At 53.1% G+C, this 21,709-nt stretch carries 20 protein-coding genes; 12 read left to right on the top strand and 8 right to left on the bottom strand.

All coding sequences use genetic code 11. From position 1 onward, the window contains the following. Positions 1 to 19: 19 nt before the first annotated feature. Positions 20 to 1,042 (top strand): AI-2E family transporter, encoded by a 1,023-nt coding sequence (locus tag Hfont_RS00660; RefSeq protein ID WP_112990339.1) that lies wholly within the window; start codon positions 20 to 22, stop codon positions 1,040 to 1,042. Positions 1,043 to 1,096: 54 nt separating this feature from the next. On the opposite strand, the gene Hfont_RS00655 is transcribed toward Hfont_RS00660, so the two are convergent. Then, the gene (locus Hfont_RS00655; protein ID WP_112990338.1) at positions 1,097 to 2,347 is read right to left on the bottom strand and encodes a TIGR03862 family flavoprotein; all 1,251 of its coding nucleotides are present in this window, start codon (positions 2,345 to 2,347) and stop codon (positions 1,097 to 1,099) included. Between the two features lie 193 nt (positions 2,348 to 2,540). Between Hfont_RS00655 and Hfont_RS00650 the strand changes: the two genes are divergently transcribed. Further along, positions 2,541 to 3,113: a DNA-3-methyladenine glycosylase I gene (locus Hfont_RS00650; RefSeq protein ID WP_112991623.1), complete on the top strand. Its 573-nt coding sequence runs from the start codon at positions 2,541 to 2,543 to the stop codon at positions 3,111 to 3,113. A 638-nt stretch (positions 3,114 to 3,751) separates the two neighbouring features. Further along, on the top strand, positions 3,752 to 4,072 hold the full coding sequence (gene sugE, locus Hfont_RS00645; protein ID WP_112990337.1) for a quaternary ammonium compound efflux SMR transporter SugE: 321 nt from the start codon (positions 3,752 to 3,754) through the stop codon (positions 4,070 to 4,072). Positions 4,073 to 4,131: 59 nt separating this feature from the next. On the opposite strand, the gene Hfont_RS00640 is transcribed toward sugE, so the two are convergent. The 3 genes from Hfont_RS00640 to Hfont_RS00630 form a co-directional block, all read right to left on the bottom strand. Beyond that, positions 4,132 to 4,665, bottom strand: a complete 534-nt coding sequence (locus tag Hfont_RS00640) for an SET domain-containing protein (RefSeq protein WP_112990336.1) — start codon at positions 4,663 to 4,665, stop codon at positions 4,132 to 4,134. A 330-nt stretch (positions 4,666 to 4,995) separates the two neighbouring features. After that, the gene (locus Hfont_RS00635; protein ID WP_112990335.1) at positions 4,996 to 6,696 is read right to left on the bottom strand and encodes a methyl-accepting chemotaxis protein; all 1,701 of its coding nucleotides are present in this window, start codon (positions 6,694 to 6,696) and stop codon (positions 4,996 to 4,998) included. Positions 6,697 to 6,811: 115 nt separating this feature from the next. Then, positions 6,812 to 7,309 carry a chemotaxis protein CheW gene (locus Hfont_RS00630; protein ID WP_112990334.1) on the bottom strand — a complete coding sequence of 166 codons (498 nt, stop codon included), beginning with the start codon at positions 7,307 to 7,309 and terminating at the stop codon, positions 6,812 to 6,814. A 433-nt stretch (positions 7,310 to 7,742) separates the two neighbouring features. On the opposite strand from Hfont_RS00630, the gene Hfont_RS00625 reads away from it, so the two are divergent. Continuing rightward, positions 7,743 to 9,368 (top strand): NAD(P)/FAD-dependent oxidoreductase, encoded by a 1,626-nt coding sequence (locus Hfont_RS00625; RefSeq protein WP_112990333.1) that lies wholly within the window; start codon positions 7,743 to 7,745, stop codon positions 9,366 to 9,368. Between the two features lie 86 nt (positions 9,369 to 9,454). Here Hfont_RS00625 and Hfont_RS00620 read toward each other — a convergent pair whose 3' ends face one another. Together Hfont_RS00620 and Hfont_RS00615 are read right to left on the bottom strand one after the other, a co-directional pair. Beyond that, positions 9,455 to 10,420 (bottom strand): magnesium and cobalt transport protein CorA, encoded by a 966-nt coding sequence (locus tag Hfont_RS00620; protein ID WP_112990332.1) that lies wholly within the window; start codon positions 10,418 to 10,420, stop codon positions 9,455 to 9,457. Between the two features lie 160 nt (positions 10,421 to 10,580). Beyond that, on the bottom strand, positions 10,581 to 11,600 hold the full coding sequence (locus Hfont_RS00615; protein WP_241522972.1) for a M15 family metallopeptidase: 1,020 nt from the start codon (positions 11,598 to 11,600) through the stop codon (positions 10,581 to 10,583). Here Hfont_RS00615 and Hfont_RS00610 point away from each other — a divergent pair. After that, complete coding sequence (locus Hfont_RS00610) at positions 11,599 to 13,134, top strand: B12-binding domain-containing radical SAM protein (protein WP_112990331.1); 1,536 nt, start codon at positions 11,599 to 11,601, stop codon at positions 13,132 to 13,134. The two genes, Hfont_RS00615 and Hfont_RS00610, sit on opposite strands and share 2 nt — an antisense overlap. Before the next feature lie 41 nt (positions 13,135 to 13,175). On the opposite strand, the gene Hfont_RS00605 is transcribed toward Hfont_RS00610, so the two are convergent. Further along, positions 13,176 to 13,391: a DUF3717 domain-containing protein gene (locus tag Hfont_RS00605; RefSeq protein WP_112990330.1), complete on the bottom strand. Its 216-nt coding sequence runs from the start codon at positions 13,389 to 13,391 to the stop codon at positions 13,176 to 13,178. A gap of 164 nt (positions 13,392 to 13,555) precedes the next feature. On the opposite strand from Hfont_RS00605, the gene Hfont_RS00600 reads away from it, so the two are divergent. Beyond that, entirely contained in the window at positions 13,556 to 15,238 is a 1,683-nt protein-coding gene (locus tag Hfont_RS00600; protein WP_112990329.1) for a SulP family inorganic anion transporter, read from the top strand. A 142-nt stretch (positions 15,239 to 15,380) separates the two neighbouring features. Then, positions 15,381 to 15,941, top strand: coding sequence for a DUF2062 domain-containing protein (locus Hfont_RS00595; RefSeq protein WP_162845849.1), 561 nt, complete (start codon positions 15,381 to 15,383; stop codon positions 15,939 to 15,941). Positions 15,942 to 16,049: 108 nt separating this feature from the next. On the opposite strand, the gene Hfont_RS00590 is transcribed toward Hfont_RS00595, so the two are convergent. Beyond that, positions 16,050 to 16,802 (bottom strand): TerC family protein, encoded by a 753-nt coding sequence (locus Hfont_RS00590; RefSeq protein WP_112990327.1) that lies wholly within the window; start codon positions 16,800 to 16,802, stop codon positions 16,050 to 16,052. Between the two features lie 315 nt (positions 16,803 to 17,117). Between Hfont_RS00590 and Hfont_RS00585 the strand changes: the two genes are divergently transcribed. From Hfont_RS00585 to Hfont_RS00565, 5 genes are all read left to right on the top strand, one after another. Next, the gene (locus Hfont_RS00585) at positions 17,118 to 17,516 is read left to right on the top strand and encodes a gamma-glutamylcyclotransferase family protein (RefSeq protein WP_112990326.1); all 399 of its coding nucleotides are present in this window, start codon (positions 17,118 to 17,120) and stop codon (positions 17,514 to 17,516) included. A gap of 77 nt (positions 17,517 to 17,593) precedes the next feature. Further along, positions 17,594 to 19,333, top strand: coding sequence for an arginine--tRNA ligase (gene argS, locus Hfont_RS00580; protein ID WP_112990325.1), 1,740 nt, complete (start codon positions 17,594 to 17,596; stop codon positions 19,331 to 19,333). 10 nt (positions 19,334 to 19,343) lie between these two features. Next, positions 19,344 to 19,985 (top strand): SPOR domain-containing protein, encoded by a 642-nt coding sequence (locus Hfont_RS00575; RefSeq protein ID WP_112990324.1) that lies wholly within the window; start codon positions 19,344 to 19,346, stop codon positions 19,983 to 19,985. A gap of 26 nt (positions 19,986 to 20,011) precedes the next feature. After that, the gene (locus Hfont_RS00570) at positions 20,012 to 20,674 is read left to right on the top strand and encodes a thiol:disulfide interchange protein DsbA/DsbL (protein ID WP_112990323.1); all 663 of its coding nucleotides are present in this window, start codon (positions 20,012 to 20,014) and stop codon (positions 20,672 to 20,674) included. Positions 20,675 to 20,790: 116 nt separating this feature from the next. Then, on the top strand, positions 20,791 to 21,576 hold the full coding sequence (locus Hfont_RS00565; protein WP_241522971.1) for an SDR family oxidoreductase: 786 nt from the start codon (positions 20,791 to 20,793) through the stop codon (positions 21,574 to 21,576). Positions 21,577 to 21,709 lie beyond the last annotated feature (133 nt).

Raw genomic sequence — 21,709 nt, 5'->3', positions numbered from 1 at the left:
TACCTGTATCGGCGCATTCATGTCCGTCCCATCAAAATCCAATCTGACTCACGTTGAAATTGCTTCTTATGTCATGGCCGGTGCAGCCTTGCTGCTCGTCATGTATCAGGGTTTGCTGGCGGCATTGTTCTCCGGTTTGCTGGTGTATTCGCTGGTGCAGTTGTTGGCACCCAAGCTGGGGAAAACGCTGGTGGGTCGCAGAGCGCAGGTCGTCGCAGTGGCCTTGTTGAGTGTATTGATTGTGGCCGGACTGACAGGCGTGATCTGGGGTGCGATTACTTTTTTCAGTAGCGATGCCGGACGCATATCCGTTCTTTTGCAAAAGATGGCGGACATTCTGGAGGCATCGCGCAGTCAGATTCCGGCATGGTTGGCGACATATATTCCAGTGGATGCAGCAGCCTTGCGCGACATGATTACCAACTGGTTGCACACGCACGCACTGGAAGCGCGTTCTATGGGACGTGAAGCGGGTCGTATTCTGGCGCACATATTGATAGGCATGATCATAGGCGCGATGGCCGCCTTGTATGACACCACCTCGACCACGCATGTCTACCGGCCGCTTGCTGCTTCCTTGCATGCACGCGTGCTTGTCTTGCATGATGCATTTCGCAATGTCGTCTTTGCGCAGGTGCGTATCGCTGCGATCAATGCAGTGTTGACCGGCATCTACCTGATCGTGATTTTGCCTATGGCAGGCGTCGAGCTGCCTTTGCGCAAAACCATGGTTGCGGTTACTTTCTTTGTGGGCTTGTTGCCGGTGCTCGGTAATCTGATTTCCAACACCATACTGGTGGTCATCGGGCTATCGCATTCCTTCCATATAGCGATGACTTCTTTGTTGTTCCTGATGACGATACACAAACTGGAATATTTCCTGAACGCGAAAATCATCGGCCACCATATCAATGCCCGTACCTGGGAATTGCTGGCGGCGATGCTGCTAATGGAATCGATCTTTGGTATCCCGGGCGTGATCGCAGCGCCGGTGTTCTACGCCTACATCAAGAAGGAATTGTCGGATAAGGGAATGGTGTAATCTTGTGCTGTGCGACGTAACTACTCGTGCTGATAGAGATCTGGATGCAGATGATCAATCAGCTTTTGCTTGCAGCCATGCTGCAGCACCCAAGCCAGCATTGCGGCCGGTGGCAAAACAAGCCGTAAGCAGATAACCGCCGGTCGGTGCTTCCCAATCCAGCATTTCACCGGCGCAGAATACGCCTGGCATCTTTTGCGCCATCAGATGTTTATCCAGCGCTTCAAACAGTACGCCACCTGCACTGCTGATCGCTTCGTCTATCGGACGTGTCGCCATCAGCTTCAAGGGTAAAGCCTTGATTGCCTGAGCCAGTTTTTTCGAATCGGCATAATCTTCCTTGCTGGCGCATTCACGCAGTAATCCCGCCTTCACGCCGGTAATGCCAACCTTGCTTTGCAAATGACTGGACATCGAGCGTGAGCCACGACCCGCAGCAACTTCGGCCAATACACGTTCGTATGCTTTGCCCGGAGCCAGATCAAGATGCAAGGTTGCACTGCCGTTTTTTGCAATTTGTTCGCGCAGAGGTGCCGACAACGCATAAATCAAGCCGCCTTCAATTCCTGTCGATGTGATGACGCATTCACCCTGACGTTTGATTTCCTTGTCATCGATATCGGTGCAGCTGGCGATGACGGACTTGACGGGTTGTCCGGCAAAGCGTTCCTGGAAGTGCGTGCTCCATGCGATATCGAAACCGCAGTTGGCTGGTTTTAACGGCGCGCTATCTATCCCATGCTGTGCCAGCAATGGCAGCCACGCACCATCGGAACCCAATCGCGCCCAACTAGCGCCGCCTAGGGCGAATACGACGGCATCGGCCGGCACGGTCATTTCACCTGCTGGTGTGGAAAAACGCAGCGTCTGTTTATCGTCCCAACCCAGCCAGCGATGGCGCATGTGAAAAGTGACACCGGCATCGCGCAGGCGCTTCAGCCATGCGCGCAACAGCGGTGCAGCTTTCATATCTGTCGGGAACACGCGACCTGAAGAACCGACGAAGGTTGGAATGCCCAGCTCATGTACCCACGCGCGCAAGGCTTCAGGGCCAAAGCTGTCCAGCATCGGTGCAATCTGCGCTGCGCGTGCACCGTAGCGCGATAAAAAGGGTGTGCTCGCTTCGGTATGCGTCAGGTTCATGCCGCCCTTGCCGGCCAGCAGAAACTTGCGACCTACTGATGGCATGGCATCGTATAAATCTACCTTGATGCCTTGCGCAACCAGCACTTCAGCCGCCATCAATCCGGCGGGCCCGCCGCCTATGATGGCTACTTTGTGTGTTGCTGATGGTGTGGAAGACATGCGTAAATGATTTGATGGTAGCGGGCAGAATGCTGCGTGCAGATGAATGAGGGCCTGCTCGAACGGGACTCTTTCGAATCAAGGCGTCATTCTTGATCAAGGCAGAAATTTGTACAAGCGATTAAATGCGCATGCATTGCCGCAGCATGCCTGGGTGATAATGTTTGATCCATTCATTCGGCACATTCCAATCATGACGATTAAACGCTGCAGCTGGGCCAATCCCGATAATCCTCTTTATCTGAAATATCACGATGAAGAATGGGGCGTGCCCTGCCACGATGAAACGCGCCTGTTTGAGATGTTGAACCTGGAAGGCGCACAAGCCGGTCTGAGTTGGTCAACCATATTGAACAAACGCGATAATTATCGCATCGCCTTCGATCAATGGGACGCAGAAAAGATCGCACGCTATGACGCTACCAAGGTCGCCGAATTATTGGGCAATGCGGGCATAGTCCGCAATCGCCTGAAAGTGGCAGCGACTATCAATAATGCGCAGGCCTATTTGCGCTTGCGAGAAGAAGTCGGCGGTCTGGATCCATTTTTGTGGGCCTACGTGGCTGGCAAGCCGCTCCTGAATACACGCAAGAGCATCAACGAAACGCCGGCCAAGACATCTTTGTCGGATCAATTGTCGAAAGATCTGGCCAAGCGCGGCTTCAAGTTTGTCGGCTCGACCATCATCTATGCGTATATGCAGGCGATCGGCATGGTGAACGATCATGCGAAGGATTGCTTCTGCTACCAGGCACCCAAGATATAAGTCTGGACGCAGGTGAGTTTGTTCGCGGGCAAAAAAAAAGCCCGCTACGGGAGCGGGCTGAATCTATATCAAAGGAGGAGACATAGAGGAGACAACCGAAGTATAGGGCTGCGCCCCTGACCAAGGCCAATTCTCATTTCTGATATCCGATATGCGATTGATGAATACCATTTTGAAAATAGTATTGCCTTGGTATTGCGGCTGCGTCAGGTAAAATCTGCGCTGCACAAGAAATGGGCAAAAAAAAGCCCGCTCAAAAAAGGCGGGCTAAATCTATATCAAAGGAGGAGACATAGAGGAGACAACTGAAGTATAGGGATTGTTGACGCGACGCACCAATTCCGATTTCAAATATCAGGTATTCAATTTATGAATATGATGTCTTTTCTTGCCGCTCTATAAACAAAGATGCCTGATTTCAGGCGCTTTCCCTCGTTGAAATTTCAATTGTGGCAATATTTTTTCGCTCAGCCAAAAAAATCGTTCTTTGCTAAGATTTGATTGCGCGTCGGTAACGTCGGTTGCCGTAAAGCAAACATCACGTTTTCTGGTTCGCGTATTTCTTTCAAGGACGTGGGGACGACCTCACCTCTCCATCATCAATCGGGGACGGCCTCGGCAATGTGGGGAATCAAAATATGCCTTGGCTAATTCTGGTAATTGCAGGTCTGTTCGAAGTGGTGTGGGCCATCGGGCTTAAATACACGGATGGTTTTACGAAGTTGTGGCCGACTGTCGGCACCGTGACGGCGATGGTGATCAGCATCGTGTTGCTGGGCTTTGCGATGAAAACACTCCCGGTGGGGACTGCTTATGCGGTGTGGACCGGGATAGGCGCGGTGGGTACGGTCATTCTGGGGATGGTGTTGCTGGGTGAACCGGCTACGGTAGCGCGCATTATTTGCATACTGTTGATTGTCAGCGGAATTATCGGGCTGAAGGTTTTTAGTCCGGGCTAATTGTTGGAAGTAAAACTAAAAAGGCGGATGACTGTGAAGTCATCCGCCTTTTTATGTCATCAGTCCTTCTTGTTCTTCTTGGCTTTGCTTTTTTTCTTGCTCTTCTTTTTTTCTGGCGGTGCCAGCATCGTGTGGCGGCAAGTCTCTGCGCCGCAGCGGCATTCGTAGGCTTTTTTCAAAGCCTTGGTCTGGCGATCTTCCACCACCAGGCCATAGTCGTAGTTCAATTCTTCACCACGTTTGATATCGCGCAGCGCGTAAATATTGACGCGCTTTTTCTCTTCGCGTGCTTCGCAGTTTGGTTCGCATGCGTGATTGATCCAGCGTGCATCGCTGCCATCGACGCCGCCATCGATCATCTTGCCGCTTTCCAGACTGAAGAAAAACGTGTGATACGGATTTTCCGGATCCAGGCCATGCCGTTTCGATGCTTCCTTGTCGCTGATACGCTCGCCTTCGTACTCGATCAGGAAAGTATCGGCTGGAATATTGCGGGTCGCAAAGACGCCGCGTCCGTGTACGGGAGAATTTCTGACGATGATCGCTGGCTTGGCGGAGGATGGTGTGGCGGTTTTCTTGCTCGGTGATGTCATGTTCAATTCAGTGAAAAATGAGAGATGTGAGGAGCGATTCAAGTTCAACAGTCATTTGCAAGAAGCGTTCCACTTGCATTGTCTATCAAAGCCAGTACAAGAACAATTGTTCCACGGTTTTTATCTGCAATTACAGCAAGCGCTTGTTACGCGCTGATGACAGCTTAGCGACGGTATTGGCAAAGCGCAGTCAATACATCGCAAATTCAGCGCTCCAATGAAAAATGCATGCAAGCCAGGCTGACTGGATTGCATGCATCTTGTGTTTCGTCGAAGCTTGCGAACGGTGCGAAGAAGAATTCGTCTTCGGCCCTTGGCTAGTTATTCGATTTAAAACTCTTCCCAGTCGTCGCCGTTTTTCTCGGTACTCATGGTTTTTTGAGCTTGGGCTGGAGCCGGTTTCGCTGTGGTGGTTAATCTGGCTGCTGGTTTTGCCTGCGTCAAAGTCGGTGTTGCACGCTTTGCGATAGCTGCCGGAGGAGCGCTGTTGCCGTTCAGGCGGAAGATGCTGACGGCGCGTGACAACTCGACCGCCTGATCCTGCATGCTTTGCGCCGCGGCGGCAGCTTGTTCGACCAGCGCAGCGTTCTGCTGAGTCATCTCATCCATCTGGCTGATGGCTTGATTCACTTGCTCGATACCGTCGCTTTGTTCCTGGCTGGCAGAGGTGATCTCGCTCATGATGTCGGCCACGTGCTTGACCGAGGTGACAATTTCATCCATCGTGCTGCCGGCCTGGTCGACCAGCTTGCTGCCGACGTCTACCTTGTTCACTGAATCATCGATCAAGGCCTTGATCTCTTTTGCGGCGCTGGCGCTACGCTGTGCCAGATTGCGCACTTCGCTCGCCACTACGGCAAAACCTCTGCCCTGTTCGCCGGCACGCGCAGCTTCTACTGCAGCATTCAACGCGAGGATGTTGGTCTGGAAGGCGATGCTGTCGATGACGCCGATGATGTCGACTATCTTGCGCGAACTATCCTTGATCGAGCCCATGGTGGTGACGACTTCGCTGACTACGCTGCCGCCCTTGACTGCGACTTCGGATGCAGAGACCACCAGTTGGTTTGCTTGTCGCGCGTTGTCGGCATTCTGGCGTACGGTCGATGTCAGTTCTTCCATCGAGCTGGCGGTTTCCTCCAGTGAGCCGGCTTGCGATTCTGTGCGGCTCGACAGGTCGGCATTGCCGGAAGCGATTTCGCCGGAAGCAACGGTGATGGTTTCCGTACCGCGGCGCACGCTAGACACTGTGTTCGCCAGACTCTCGTTCATGTCCTTGAGCGCTTGCAGCAATTGTCCGGTCTCATTGGTGGAATCCACATGGATCTGCTGCGTCAGATCGCCGCTCGCGACACTCTTTGCAATTTGCACTGCTTCGGCCAGCGGGCGTGCAATCAGGCGTATCAGCCAGAAAGCCATGAAGCTGGCCAGCAATACGCCAAAGATGATGGTGGCGATGGAAATATTACGCACCATGACGAAACGCTTTTGCGCATCCTCGAATTCCTGTTTTGCGACACGCAATTGCAGGTCGATCAGCGCGCTGACGCCGGCACGTACCGGCAAGATCAACTCTTCCATCGGGCCGTTGACGATTTCTGTCACGCGCAACACATTGCCGCCACGTGATGCTGCAATTGCCGGCAACAATGCCTTGTCGAGGAAGATCTTGCGATCGGCGGCAAATTTATCCGCAAGAATTTTTTCTTCCGGCGTCAATGTGGTCGCCATGTAGCCGTCGAATGCCTTGTTGATTTCCTGCGAGCGTTTTTCAATCGCATCCATTTTGGGCAGTACCAAACCGGGATCGCCATAGATGGATGCTGCAATATCGAGTTGATTGATGGTTGACAGTGTGATGATGGTATTCAACTGTCCTATGGGAACAGTGCGATCTTCATACACGGTTTTCAATGACTTGTTGGTTGTATCCAGCGAAGTCAATCCCAGGACACCGGTTGCCACCAGCAAGATGGAAAGTATGGCCATGACGAACAAGAGCAGCGATTTGATGGTGATATTTTTTAGCATGTCAGTCTCGAAACAAACAGATGTGAATCAATGCAATCAGGGATGTATATCTTTGATTGTTGTGCGGGAGCCTTGCGGATGATCTGCGTTGTAATCTTGTGATGCGGGCGCGTTGTCAGGCGAGGCTGGGATCAGCCAGGCCCATTTCGGCGCTGGACATCAATTTGTCGATATCGATCAATATCAACATGCGTTCGTCTATCGTACCCAGACCGACCAGATAATCGGAGGTCATAGTGCTGTTCATGTCAGGCGCGGGTTTGATTTGTTCGGGCGTTAAGGTGATGACGTCCGACACACTATCGACCACCATGCCGACCACGCGGTCGGTGACGTTCAGGATCACGACGACGGTGAATTGATCGTAGGTCGGCGTGCCCAGATTGAACTTGATGCGCATGTCGATGATAGGCACGATGATGCCGCGCAAATTGACGACGCCTTTGACAAACTCCGGCACGCTGGCGATGCGGGTGACGGTATCGTAACCACGCAACTCCTGTACCTTTTGAATCGAGATGCCGTACTCTTCCTTGCCCAGCGTGAAGGATAAAAATTCCAGTGAGCTATTTGCTGCAGTGACAGATTGTGCGTTGTTCGCGGTTGCGTTCATATGCACTCCTTTCCCAGTCTCCGTTATGCGTTCTAAGAACGTCTCTTTTATTGAGTGGATGAACACCGACAACTCAGTGCAGGACTTCGATGTCGTCATTTACCATAATCAATTAGTTTCCGGGAGTCAATGCAACATAGGCTAATTACTGCATATATGAAGGCATGCGTTGCGCGGACGATAAAGCGACGTTGTCTCAGAAGAAACCTTGCGCTATTTCAGCGCAAATCTGATTGGAGAAAAGCAGGATTGCAAGAAATTGTTAAATGCAGCGAGGGCACCCGAAGTCATTTATCCCATTCAATTTTCCCGGCCGCTAGGTCAGTGTTGAGCAAGGTTTATTTGAATAAAAATGACTGGAGTAAAATAGCGCGCTGTCGACCGCCCCAACCCTGGCGGCAGATGATTTTTACAAGATTGGCTAGAAACAAGCATGCTGCGACTCACTGACGTTCAACTCCCTTTAGACCATGCCGAAGAAGATTTGCTGGCTGCGATCATCGCGCGCCTCGGCATCAATGCCGACGAGCTGATCAATTACACGGTATTTCGTCGCGGTTACGATGCGCGCAAGAAAAACGCGATCATCATGGTCTACACGCTGGACGTCGAGATACGCAATCAGGATAAACACGCGCAGCGTTTGCAGGGCAATCGCCACGTCACCATTGCGCCCGACACCAGCTACCATTTCGTCGCGCAGGCACCGGCTGATCTGGCGATGCGTCCGGTCGTGATCGGCTTTGGGCCTTGCGGTATTTTCGCTGCGCTGATTCTGGCGCAAATGGGTTTTCGCCCCATCATTCTGGAACGCGGCAAGGAAGTGCGTGAACGCACCAAGGATACCTTCGGCCTGTGGCGCAAACGCGAACTGAATCCGGAATCGAATGTGCAATTCGGTGAAGGCGGCGCCGGCACTTTTTCCGACGGCAAGTTGTGGAGCCAGGTAAAAGATCCCAAGCATTACGGCCGCAAAGTCTTGATGGAATTCGTGAAGGCCGATGCGCCACCGGAAATCATGTACGTCAGCAAGCCGCACATCGGTACCTTCCGTCTGGTGAAGATGGTCGAGCTGATGCGCGAAGAGATCGTCAGGCTGGGCGGCGAATTCCGTTTCGAAAGCAAGGTCGATGACATCGAGATAACAGACGGCAAGGTCTGCGGCCTCAAGCTGGCTGACGGTTCGCATATCGCAACTGATCACGTGGTATTGGCCATCGGTCACAGCGCACGCGATACCTTCAAGATGCTGCATGCACGCGGCATTTACCTGGAACCTAAAGCGTTTTCCATCGGCTTCCGCATCGAGCATCCGCAATCGCTGATCGACGCCTGTCGTTTGGGCCCGAATGCCGGCCATCCGGTCCTGGGCGCAGCCGATTACAAACTGGTTTATCACGCCAGCAACGGTCGTTCGGTCTACAGCTTTTGCATGTGCCCGGGTGGCACAGTGGTTGCTGCTGCATCTGAGCCGGGCCGCGTCGTCACTAACGGCATGAGCCAGTATTCGCGCAACGAGCGCAATGCCAATGCCGGTATCGTGGTCGGCATTACGCCTAAAGATTATCCAGGCGATCCTTTGGCCGGTATGGAATTTCAAAGGCAATGGGAAGAGCGCGCGTTTGAGCTGGGCGGCGGCAATTACGATGCGCCTGGCCAATTGGTCGGCGACTTCATCGCAGACCGCCCTTCAACTGAATTCGGCTCTGTACTTCCATCCTACAAGCCGGGCGTCAAGCTGGGTGATTTGAATACCTCGTTGCCTAGCTACGTAATCGAGGCAATACGCGAAGCATTGCCTGCGTTTGAGAAGCAGATCAAGGGCTTCTCGATGAACGATGCTGTGCTGACCGGCGTGGAAACACGCACCTCCTCACCTATCAGCATCAAGCGCAACGACGACGATTTGCAAAGCATCAACACGCGCGGCTTGTTCCCTGCCGGTGAAGGCGCCGGTTATGCAGGCGGCATCATGTCGGCGGCGATCGATGGCATACGCGTAGCGGAAGCACTGGCGCTCAGCATGCTGGAAGACGTGAAGCGCGACACGACGAAGTAAGTAGTGAATAAATAAGCGAAGGAATAAGCAGCATTAATAAAAAACGCCGCAATCATGCGGCGTTTTTTATTCGCTATCGGCTTAATCTACAGCCAGCCGGATTTTTTGAAGCGGTAGTAAAGGTAGCCGCACACGCTGCCTACCATCAGGACGGAAACCGGATAACCATACTTCCATTCCAGCTCAGGCATGAACTTGAAGTTCATCCCCCACAAACCGAAGAAGGCGGTGGCCACCGCAAAAATCGCAGCCCAGGCAGCGAGACGTTTGTTCACTTCGCTTTCTTCAATCGTCACCATGGACAGATTGACCTGGATTGCCGTGGCGATGGTTTCGCGGAAGGCATCGGCCATGGCATTGATGCGATACAGATGATCGCCGATGTCGCGGAAGTAATCGCGCGTGCTTTCGCACAGATTCGGTACGCGGCCGCCATACAGCTTGGCGACTGCTTCCATCAGCGGTGCGACCACATGTTTGAGCATGACGACTTCGCGTTTGAGTTCGTATAGCCGTTCGATGTTGGCGCGCTGTGCGCCCTTGTCGAAGATCTTTGCCTCGATCAATTCGAGCTCCGTTTCCAGCGCTTCGACTACCGGGAAGTAGCGATCGACTACGGCATCCATCAAGGCATACAGGACGAAGGCCGAGCCTTTGCGTAATTGTTCCGGCTCCTGTTCGCAACGTGCGCGCACGCCGAGGAAGCCCTGTGCGCTGCGATTGCGTACCGACAGAATGTAGTTGGGGCCGACAAAGATATCGAGCTCGCCGATGTGGACTGTGCCGCCGACCATTTCCGCCGTTTTGACGACGGCAAACAAGGAGTCGCCGTATTCTTCTACCTTTGGTCTTTGATGACCGTTACGTGCATCTTCGACTGCCAGTTCATGCAGATTGAATTCTTCCTGCATCTGTTCGAGTTCAAGCGGATCTGCATCCTTCAGCGCAACCCAGACAAAACAGCCTGGACGCTTCAGGTAATCGCTGATTTCGCCTATCTGTATATCGGATAGTTTATTACCGTCCTGATAAGCGACGCAGTTGATAAGCATGGGCAACAATCTCCGGAATGGGTGCGACTTTGATTAGTCGTCGATGTGCGAGTGTACACATGCTCGCGATCTGTTCGTCAAGCTGCCATGCAGTGCAGCTTGCATAAAACGCGACAGACATGCCTACCTAACGTCGCTGCGCGCAGATGGTTGACGAGTCCTAAGGCTTGTCGACGGCGTTCACGCATCTTGCTTTCACTGTGTTTGCTTTTGCAATGTTGTTATCTGCTAGACCTGCTGCGGTTTTTTTCGTTCGTGTGCAGTTGCGGTAATTTTTTACATAGTCATTGAAAACGACTTGCGCCTGCGCGACCGGCAAAGCCGCTAATTTTTTGGCTAGCGAGCGACTGATCTGGAAGTGCTGGTAATCGATGGGTGCGTCCCAGTCGCCGCCCCAGATCAGAAAGCCGTGTTCTGCGAACACATCCACCACTTCTTCCGCCATTCCTTTGCGCGTAGATTTGCCCGGACGTACCGCGAGACGATTTGCATAGGTGCTGCCGGCGGCAGGCAAATAACTCGCTTTGCCCGCATCTTCAAATTGCACAAACGGATTTTGTATCGGGTTGATATCGATGGCGGCACCGTAGGCGTGCAGCGAGTGCGCGCCGCCATTCGTGATCGCGCGGTCGTTGAAGGCGGAGGTATTGTTGGCGCGCATCGCCGCCAGGTCGTCACCGCGATAGTGCTGCATCAATTGCGCGCCGGCGAGCGCGAATTTTCTTTGCAATAGCGTGGCGAAGATCGCTTGCACATGGTCGGCCAGCGCCGCCATCACCATCACCGCACCATCGTCGTGTACCTTGCCGTCAAATCCCAGATAGGAAAAATGCACGACGCGCAGTTGTGTACAACTGACAGGCGCGCTTTTATGCAGTACGTCCATCTCGCGCATGGTCTGGCACATGCCAGCATCGACTTCGGCGATATGTGATGCCGGGCGTGTGTTCTCTGCATGACTTGCCATCGCAGCAAACATCAGCAGGCAAGATCCGGTGAGTCGAAATAATGAAGACATGAATAAAGATGGCATGAATTGTTCTTTTTGAAATGGATCGCGCTGAATGACGCGTGCGGCGCGAAAGAATTGTCCATTATAGGAAGAGACGGCGGCCAATCCGAATGATTTTAAGGTCGGGCAGCGTAGAATGATGGCTTCCCCACCTGTTGTCGTTGCCATGACCATCCTGCTTTCCACTCTCAACGCCCGTTATACGCATGCCTCGCTGGGTTTGCGCTGTCTGCTGGCGAATATGGGAGAGCTGCAAAGTGTGACGCAATTGCAGGAATTCGTGCTCGGTGCGCGCGCCACCGATATGGTCGAAAAGTTACTTTCACACAAACCGCGCATCATCGGTTTCGGCGTCTATATCTGGAACGTGGAAGAAACCACCAAGCTGGTCGCGCTGCTCAAGCGCGTCGCCCCCGAGGTCGTGATTGTGCTGGGCGGGCCGGAAGTTTCCTACGAATCAAACGAACAAAGCATCGTGCAGATGGCCGACTATCTGATCACCGGTTGGGGCGATGTCACCTTCCCCGATTTGTGCAAACAGATTTTGAACGGCCCCAAGCCTTTGATGAAAACGCATGCCGGTGTGCAGCCGCCATTGTCTGAATTGACTATGCCGTACCAGTTGTACACCGATGAAGACATTGCACATCGCACGCTGTATGTAGAAGCATCGCGCGGCTGCCCCTTCAAATGTGAGTTCTGCTTATCGGCGTTGGACAAGACTGCATGGCCTTTCGATATCGATATCTTTCTCGGCGAGCTGGAGACTCTGCATGCACGTGGTGCGCGCCTGTTCAAGTTTGTCGATAGAACCTTCAACCTGAATATCAAAACCAGTTTGAAGATCATGGATTTCTTCCTAGCTAAACTGGCGGCCAATCCTGACGATCCGGTCTTCGCGCATTTTGAAGTGGTGCCCGATCATCTGCCCGATGCCTTGAAGGAAGGCATCATGAAATTCCCGCCAGGGACGCTGCAGTTCGAAATCGGCATTCAGAGTTTCAACCCTGAAGTGCAGGCGCTGGTCAGCCGCAAACAGAATAATGAGAAGGCTGCAGAAAACATACGCTGGTTGTGCGAACACTCGCACGCACATATGCACGTCGATTTGATTGCCGGTTTGCCGGGTGAAGATATCGCCAGCTTTGCACGCGGCTTCGACAAACTGATCGCGCTGCAGCCGCATGAAATTCAATTCGGCATTTTGAAGCGCTTGCGCGGCACACCGATTATTCGTCACACCAAAGAATACGGTCTCGTCTTCGACCCGCATCCGCCCTACACAATTCTCGCAACCGATCGCATCTCTTTCAATGAGATGCAACAGCTGGTGCGTTTTGCGCGTTACTGGGATCTGGTTGCCAACTCCGGACGTTTCACGAATACCTTACCGCTGATACTTGGTGCGGCCATGTCGGATTCGCCCTTCGCCAATTTCATGCAACTGTCGAACTGGCTGTATGCAACGACCGATGCGACCAATCGGATTGCGCTGGAGCGCCTGGCCGTGCTGGTCGCGAAGTGGCTGGTCAGTATCGGTATGGATGAAGAGCAGGTCGCGGCCGTGTTGCGTAGCGATTACGCGGGGCAGGCGAATACCAAACTGAAGGCGCAGGCGAGCAAGAAGGCGGAGCATACGGCAGAGAAAAAAGCCGAGCATGCAGCCTTGCCGCAACGTCAGGCACGGCATATGGCAGCTTAATGGTTTGATGCGATTGTCGAAGTGATGGGTACGGCGAGATTTCAGGCAGCTTGCTTGCGCCAGCCTTCTACCAATTGACGGCAGACGGGATCGAGTGCTTCAAGCGGCGTGGTTTTTTGCTTATGGAAAATCATCAGCGCATACAGCTTCGCCAGATCATTTACTTCTGGCGATAGCGCGCGTTCTTCGCCGGTCGACGGGCGTTCGGTGCGCCAGTAATTGATGACCTGTTCCAGCTCGGGCAAGGTGATATCCATGCGCTTATTGTACGCGCGGAGAAAGTTGCGGTAAAACGGTAATCCATAGCTTGCACTGAAGAAAAACTGCGAGCAATCTTGGTCAGCTTTAGCTGCAGCTCACTTACAATTTCCCAGTGGTTTTGGAACGATAGCTTCTGACATTGCCTTGATCTTCTATTTACATGAATTCTGCTTTCGATATCAAACGATTCTTCCCCTTCCTGCGCTGGCCGCGTCCAACTCTGGCGTCGCTGAAAAGCGATGCGTGGGCAGGATTGAGCGTAGGCATGGTGTTGATTCCGCAAGCGGTTGCGTATGCAACGCTGGCCGGTATGCCGGCCGCAACCGGTTTGTACGCCGCCTTGATTCCGAGTTTGATCGGTGTGTTGTGGGGCTCGTCTGCCTTGCTCGCAGTCGGTCCTGCTGCACTATCCAGCTTGCTGGTATTCGGTTCGCTGTCGTCACTGGCGGCGCCGGCATCCGAGCAATGGGTGGCGCTGGCGATCTGGCTGTCTATCTATTCCGGTGCGATACAGTTTTTGCTGGGCGCATTCCGTCTCGGTCGCCTCAGCAATCTGGTGTCACAACCTGTGATCGTCGGCTTTATCAATGCGGCGGCGATCATCATCATGATGTCGCAATTGCCCACGCTGTTTGGCGTCGTTGATATTTTCAGTGTGCACCCTGTCAATATGTTCGAGCGTGTGGTGGCTGATCCATCGCATATGCTGATGACGAGCGCGTTTGGTTTGGGCACGCTGGCTTTGCTCGCACTCAGCAAGCGGTTTTTCCCCAGTTTTCCCAGTCTGTTGTTCATTACGATATTCGCGACTGCACTCAGTTGGGCACTTGGCTATTCGGCAGCTGGCGGTGAAGTGGTCGGCGAAATTGCACGCGGCTTGCCGCCGCTGGTGTTGCCGTCGGCTATCTCGTTCGAAAACCATAGAGAACTCTGGTCGGCCGGTTTGGTGCTGGCCTTGATCAGCTTCACGGAAGCGATGTCGAGCTGCCGCGTATTGGCACGCAAGCGGCGCGAGCGCTGGGATGAAAATCAGGAATTGATAGGTCAGGGTTTGGCAAAAGTAGCCAGCGGTTTTAGTGGTGCTTTCCCGGTCAGCGGCTCCTTCTCGCGCTCGGCACTCAATTTGTATGCCGGCGCAACCAGCGCATGGGCCACCGTGTTCACGCTGATTTGCGTATTGATCTGCCTGCTGTTTTTCACCGATCTTTTATATTACGTGCCGCGCTCGGTATTGGCGGCATTGATCATCATGCCGGTGTTCAGCCTGTTTGATTTTGGCGCCTTCAAAAGACTGTTCACCATTTCGCGTCACGATGGTGTGATTGCGATCGTGACTTTTGTTGTGACGATCGCTGCGATGCCGCGTTTGCACTGGGGCGTGATGGCAGGCATCGTGCTGACGATGGTGTCGTATCTGTATCGTCATATGCAGCCGCGCATCATTGAGGTCAGTGAACATGCGGACGGCACCTTGCGTGATCGTCAGCGCTTCGATTTGCCGCGACTGGCGAATGATTTGCTGGTGGTGCGTATTGATGCTGCGCTGAATTTTTTGACTGGCGGTGCGCTGGATCATTTCGTGGTCGAGCAATGCAGTCGCGATCCGCATATCAAACGCTTGTTATTATGTGTAGGTTCGGTCAACGATATCGATGCAACCGGCGTCGATACGCTGGAGTCCTTGCAGATCACGCTGAAGAGCATGGGCATCGATCTGTATGTTTCAGCGATCAAAAAGCAGGTGTGGGACGTACTGGAAGATGCAGCCTGGATAGAGGGATTGAAGCAGGACCATGTCTTCATGACTGATCGCGAAGCCATCGCGGCGCTGCGTTCTGCGTAGTAAGGCGCCAGGTTGTTTCATTCGACTATTGCGTATTTATCGAGAATTCCATCAGTATTCAGGGTTCAACTTTTATCAATTTATTTTGCTGACTTAATGCCTTCTGGCATATTTAATGTTTTGCAACAGGAGCAGTGTTTACATGCGTCGCAGCCGTTTCTTCAAGCATATTCCGACCTCAGAGAGTATTCAGCAAAATCGTTTCCTGAAACCTTTTAGCCGCTACCTGCATCACCATTTCCTCTGGCAGTTCAACCGGCGCGGCGTGGCTGGCGGATTGGCAGTAGGCTTGTTTGTCGGCATCCTGATTCCGTTTGCACAAGTATTGTTCGGCGCAATTGGCGCCATTCTGATGCGCGTCAATTTGCCGGTCGCCGCATTCGCCACTTTCGTGACCAATCCGTTTACCGTACCACCGCTTTATTACGCTGCCTACAAGCTGGGTAACGCCATTATTGGATCGAATGAAGTTGCCGCTGGCGTATCGCTGAATAGCGGCATGTTTAATAAAGTCGTCAACGAGCAAGGTGAAGTCAGTCACTGGTATGACAACCTGATCGCCTGGGTACAAACCGTAGGCCCGGAATTGATGACAGGCCTGGCCATCATCGCGGTGGTGTCGGCATTGTCTGGATATGTGCTGGTCAATGTGATCTGGCATTTGCAGGCGCGCTACCGCTGGCACAAAAGAAGGTCGCGCTAGTTTCCGGACTACGCTAAAAGTGATTAAGCAGCTGATTAAATAAGAACGTAAAAAGGGGCGGCATCTTTCGATGCCGCCCCTTTTCATTTACTACTCTTACTTATCTTCTCATTCGCTTTTTTTATCGTCCGAATAAGACGCATGTAAATGCACAGGTTTGGCTTTGCGCATGCGGATATTGATCAGCTCCACGACCAGTGCAAAAGCCATCGCGGTATAGATAGTCGCTTTTGGCACATGGTAATCAAAACCTTCGGCAATCAGTACCACACCAATCGCCACCAGGAAGGCCAGCGCCAGTATCTTGATCGATGGATGGCGCGACACAAAGCGGCCGATAGGTCCGGCAAACAGCATCATCATGCCGACCGAAGCAATCACCGCTGCCACCATCACTTCGATGTGATCGACCATGCCGACTGCGGTAATGATCGAGTCCAGCGAGAACACCATGTCGACTACCATGATTTGCAAAATAACTGCAGTGAAGGTTGCCTGCACCGCGCTGGATGCATGGCCTTCTTCGCCTTCCAAAGATTGATGGATTTCGCCGGTGCTCTTCCATATCAGGAAGAGTCCGCCGCCTATCAAGATCAAGTCTCGCCCCGAGATTTCCTGCTTAAGCACAGTGAACAGCGGTTCGACCAAACCGACTATCCATGCCAATACCATCAGCAAGCCTATACGCATGAACATCGCGATGAACAGTCCCAGCTTGCGTGCGAACTCGCGACGCTCGACCGGCAGTTTATCGACCAGGATGGAAATAAAGATGATGTTATCAATACCGAGTACCAGTTCCAGCGCGGTCAGGGTAATGAAGGCCAGCCAGATTTGCGGGTCTGTGATGAGTTCGATCATGAGCAATTCTCCAGTGACATTCGAGATGAAAGTGGCAGAGCAGATTCTGTGCTACAGCGACGGTATGCGTGTAGTCTGCTGTCTCCAGCATTTCTAATTTTTGTTAACGCTTTCTTGATGCTTGTAATAATCGATAACGCATTTGAACATTAGCAGTGCATTTGAATATTAGCAACGACCATCAAGCAGATGATGTTTGATTGATGACGAAGTCGAACTTCTATCGAATGCCTGAAGTCGCTTCCACATGCAGCCGTCGCATCGCCACTTTAAAATAAGCGCTCATATGCAAATGGCATTTCAACAAAGACAGGCATGCATATCTTCACTTACGGTTCATTGATGTTCGCGGAAATCTGGCAGCACGTCGTGCGCGGCGATTACCGCTCCGCGCCGGCCACTGCGTCAGGTTACGCACGCTATGCGCTGGCCGACGACACTTATCCCGGCATGATCGCCAGCCCGCAAGCTGCGGTCGAAGGCGTGCTGTACTTCGATGTGGACGCGCAGGACGTCGCCGCGCTGGATGCTTTCGAAGGCAGCGAATATAGGCGCGAACCGATAGCTGTTGTGGTAAATTCAGGTGAAATCGCGATAGCGTGTACTTACATCTTTACGGTTGAGCAAAGACTTTCCGGTTTGCCGTGGGAGCCGCAGTCCTTCCAGATGTCGCGTTTCATAGGTTCGTATTGCAGCGACAAATTGGGCGGTTGAACGCTGGCTAGCCAGTATAATTCTGCCTACGTTTATTCCAATTCAAGGCGCGGTCTTGCACCGTCAGAAACAAATCCATGCTCGCAGCACAAAAACAACGTCTTACCGAAATCTTCCAGGCCGCAGTTGCACCCTTGGTCGCCGGCACTGAACTCAATCCGACCGTCACGCTGGAGCGTCCGCGCGATCCCACGCACGGCGACGTCGCCTGCAATCTGGCGATGCAAATTGCCAAGCCGCTCAAAAAGAATCCTCGCGAAGTCGCGCAGGCGCTGGTCGCCGCCCTTCTCGACAATCCGGCTAATCGCGATCTGATCGAATCGGCTGAAATCGCCGGCCCCGGTTTTATCAACCTGCGCTTGAGCGCCGCGTCACGTCAAGGTGTAGTCAAAGCCGTGTTGCAGCAAGGCGCGCAATACGGCAAAAGCAATCTGGGCGCAAATAAAAAAGTCATTATCGAATTCGTCTCCGCCAACCCGACCGGCCCGTTGCACGTCGGTCACGGTCGCCAGGGCGCATTGGGCGACGCGATGTCCTCGCTGTTCGACGCGCAAGGTTATGCCGTCACCCGCGAGTTTTATTACAACGATGCCGGTGTACAAATCGCCACCCTCGCCACTTCGGTACAAGCGCGCGCCAAGGGTTTGAAGCCTGGCCTTGAAGGCTGGCCTGAGTCGGCTTACAACGGCGACTACATCCAGGACATCGCCAACGATTTCATCGCTAAGAAAACGGTTTCCGCCAGTGATGGCTTGCCGGTCACTGCCAGCGGCAATATCGATGACATCGAATCGATACGCGCCTTCGCTGTCGCTTATCTGCGCCGCGAACAGGATCTGGATTTGCTAGCCTTCGGCGTCAAGTTCGATAACTACTATCTCGAATCGTCCTTGTACAACGACGGCAAGGTTGAGCAGACAGTCAATGCATTGATCAAGGCCGACAAGACCTACGAACTCGATGGCGCGCTGTGGTTGCGCACCACCGATTATCGCGATGACAAAGATCGCGTGATGAAGAAATCCGACGGTACTTACACCTACTTCGTACCTGACGTCGCGTATCACACCGTCAAATGGCAACGTGGCTTTACACAAGCGATCAACGTACAAGGCAGCGATCACCATGGCACCATCGCGCGCGTGCGCGCCGGTTTGCAGGCGCTCGATATCGGTATTCCACAAGGCTATCCGGATTACGTGCTGCACAAGATGGTCACCGTGATGAAGAACGGCGAGGAAGTGAAAATTTCCAAACGCGCCGGCTCCTACGTCACCTTGCGCGATTTGATCGAATGGTCGAATGGCGAAACCGCTGAAGGCGAAACCAGAGATTTAACCCGCGGCCGCGACGCCGTGCGCTTCTTCCTGATCTCGCGCAAAGCCGATACCGAGTTCGTGTTCGACGTCGATGTCGCACTGACGCAGTCGGACGAAAATCCGGTCTACTACGTGCAATATGCACACGCCCGTATCTGCTCGGTGCTGAAGCAAGCTGAAGGCGCTGACTTTGATGAAGCCGCGCTGGTGAATGTCGATCTGTCGCCATTGACCGCACCGCGCGAAGCATCGCTGCTCGCCAAGCTCGCCGAATATCCAGAGACCTTGCAAAAAGCCCTGGAAGAACTCGGCCCGCATCAAGTCGCATTTTATTTGCGCGACTTAGCAGGCGAATTGCATAGCTACTACAATGCAGAACGCGTGCTGGTAGATGACGTCGCATTGAAGATGGCGCGCATTGCCCTGATGCATGCAACACGACAAGTATTACGTAACGGTCTGGCCTTGATCGGTGTTTCGGCACCGACCCGGATGTAACAGGAAATTTATGACTAAGAATAGTAAAACCAGCAGCAAAGCGAATAGCAAGGCTAAGAGTAAAAAGCAGGCAGGTGGCACGATAGTCGGTTTGATCATCGGTCTGATTCTCGGCCTGGGTATTGCAATCGGCGTCGCGATGGTGATTTATAAAACGCCGTTGCCGTTCACGAACAAGGCCGGCACAGTCGATAGGGCAGCGCCTGCCAGCAACGAGCTGAGCGATCCGAACAAACCTTTGTACGGCAAAAAACCGCCGGCCAAAGAACCGGTTGCGGGCGCACCAGCACCTACCGTTGCTGAAGAAACCATCAAGCCACCAGTTGTCGACAAGGCAACGGCAGCAAAAGAAAAAGCGCAGCAAAAAGTCGAGGCTGCCAAAGCGGAAGCCGCCAAGGCTGAGAGCGCAGATGAAAAATGGATCTACTATCTGCAAGCTGGCGCATTCGGCGCAATGGCCGATGCAGAAAGCATGAAAGCCAAACTGGCATTGATGGGTTTTGAAGCTACCGTTTCCGAACGTCAGGCAGAAACCGGCACGCTGCACCGCGTCCGCATCGGACCTTTCGGCCAGCTGGAAACAATGAACCGAGTTCGCACCAAGTTGTCTGACAATGGCGTCGATGTTGCAGTTGTACGTATAGGCAAGTAAGTCGAAAAATAATCGAAAGGAATACCATGCGTTTTATTCAACACCTGTTGGCCGTAGCAACCCTGAGCTTGATGGCAGCAACCGCGGGCGCATCGCCGACCGCACCGGTCAATGGCACCGATTACCGCACGCTTGAAAAAGCGCAGCAAACCGACAGCGGCAAAAAAGTCGAAGTCACAGAATTCTTTTGGTATTCCTGCTCGCATTGCAATGCGTTTGAACCATCGCTAGAAGCATGGGTAAAAAAGAACGCTGACAAGATCGTCTTCAAACGCGTACCGGTTGTCTTCCGCGATTCCTTCATCCCGCAACAGAAGCTCTACTACACGATCGAAACATTGGGTCTGGTCGACACCATGCACGCGCGCATCTTCCGTGCGATCCATGTAGAACGCCAAACCTTGGATACTGAAAAACAAATCCTCGACTTCATCGCCAAGCAACCAGGCGTAGATATCAAGAAATTTACCGAGACCTACAACTCCTTCGGCATCCAAACCAAAGTCAGCCGCGCTGCGCAACTGCAAGCTGCGTACAAGGTTGATGGCGTACCTATGGTTGCCGTCGATGGTCGTTACGTTACATCGCCATCCATCATCGGTGCAGCCCTCGGTAATCGTCCGGAATCTGTATTGCATGAAGCAACTCTGCAAGTGATGGATCACCTGATAGCCAAGTCGGCCAAGTAATTCGTCGTATTTAAATAAATGCCATTGCTGAATTTTTCAGCAGTCAAGTAAAAAAGAAGTCCGCAACTCGCAAGAGGGCGGACTTTTTATTTGGTTTGGAAATGATTGGAGTTGCCATGCAAGCAAAACGAGTCTTCATCACCGGCGCATCCAGCGGCCTGGGCGCAGCACTCGCGCGTCAGTACGCGAGCGAAGGTGCAACATTGGGTCTCGTCGCACGACGCGGCGAAGTATTGCATGAACTCGTCGCCAGCTTGCCTAACGCAGAACGCCATCGCGTCTATGCACTCGACGTCAACGACAGTGCCGCACTTGCCACTGCCGCCGCCGACTTCATCGCTGTCGCACAAGGGATAGACATCGTCATCGCCAACGCTGGCATCTCGCGCGGCACGCTGACTGAATATGCAGAGGACCTGCAAGTCTTCGAACAAATTTTCGCCACCAACGTCACCGCAACCGTCGCTACCTTTGCACCCTTCATCGCGACCATGAAGGCGCAAGCCGCAGCGGGGCGAACTGACGCTCGCTTAGTTGGCATAGGCAGCGTCGCCGGCATACGCGGTTTGCCGGGTGCAGGCGCCTACAGCGCATCCAAAGCTGCAGTCATGACCTATTGCGAATCGCTGCGTGTGGAATTGAAAAAGGACGGCATCAAGGTTGTGACGATTGCGCCTGGCTATATCGATACGCCTATGACGCAGGTGAATGATTATGCGATGCCGTTTTTGCTGCCGGGGGAGAAGTTTGCGGAGCGGGCGGTTGCGACTATTGACGCTGGTTGCAGTTATCGGGTGATTCCTTGGCAGATGGGAGTGGTGGCTAAGGTGTTGAGGTTGCTGCCGAATTGGCTGTATGACTTTTTGTTTGCTAATGCGCCGCGGAAGAAGCGGGATCTTTGATTTGTTCGGGTTGTTCTTCGTGGTGAGTTGCCGGGGGTAGCCCGGCGGCTACTCACTTTTCTTGCTTCGCCAAGAAAAGTAAGCAAAAGAAGGCGACCGCGAAGCCGCTGCCCTTCGGGTTCCCGATTTTGCA

Source organism: Herminiimonas fonticola, from assembly GCF_003293745.1.
GTDB classification, from domain to species: Bacteria; Pseudomonadota; Gammaproteobacteria; order Burkholderiales; family Burkholderiaceae_D; genus Oxalicibacterium; species Oxalicibacterium fonticola.
The sequence above is the reverse complement of the archived record's forward strand: the minus strand, read 5'-3'. Positions and strand labels throughout refer to the sequence as shown.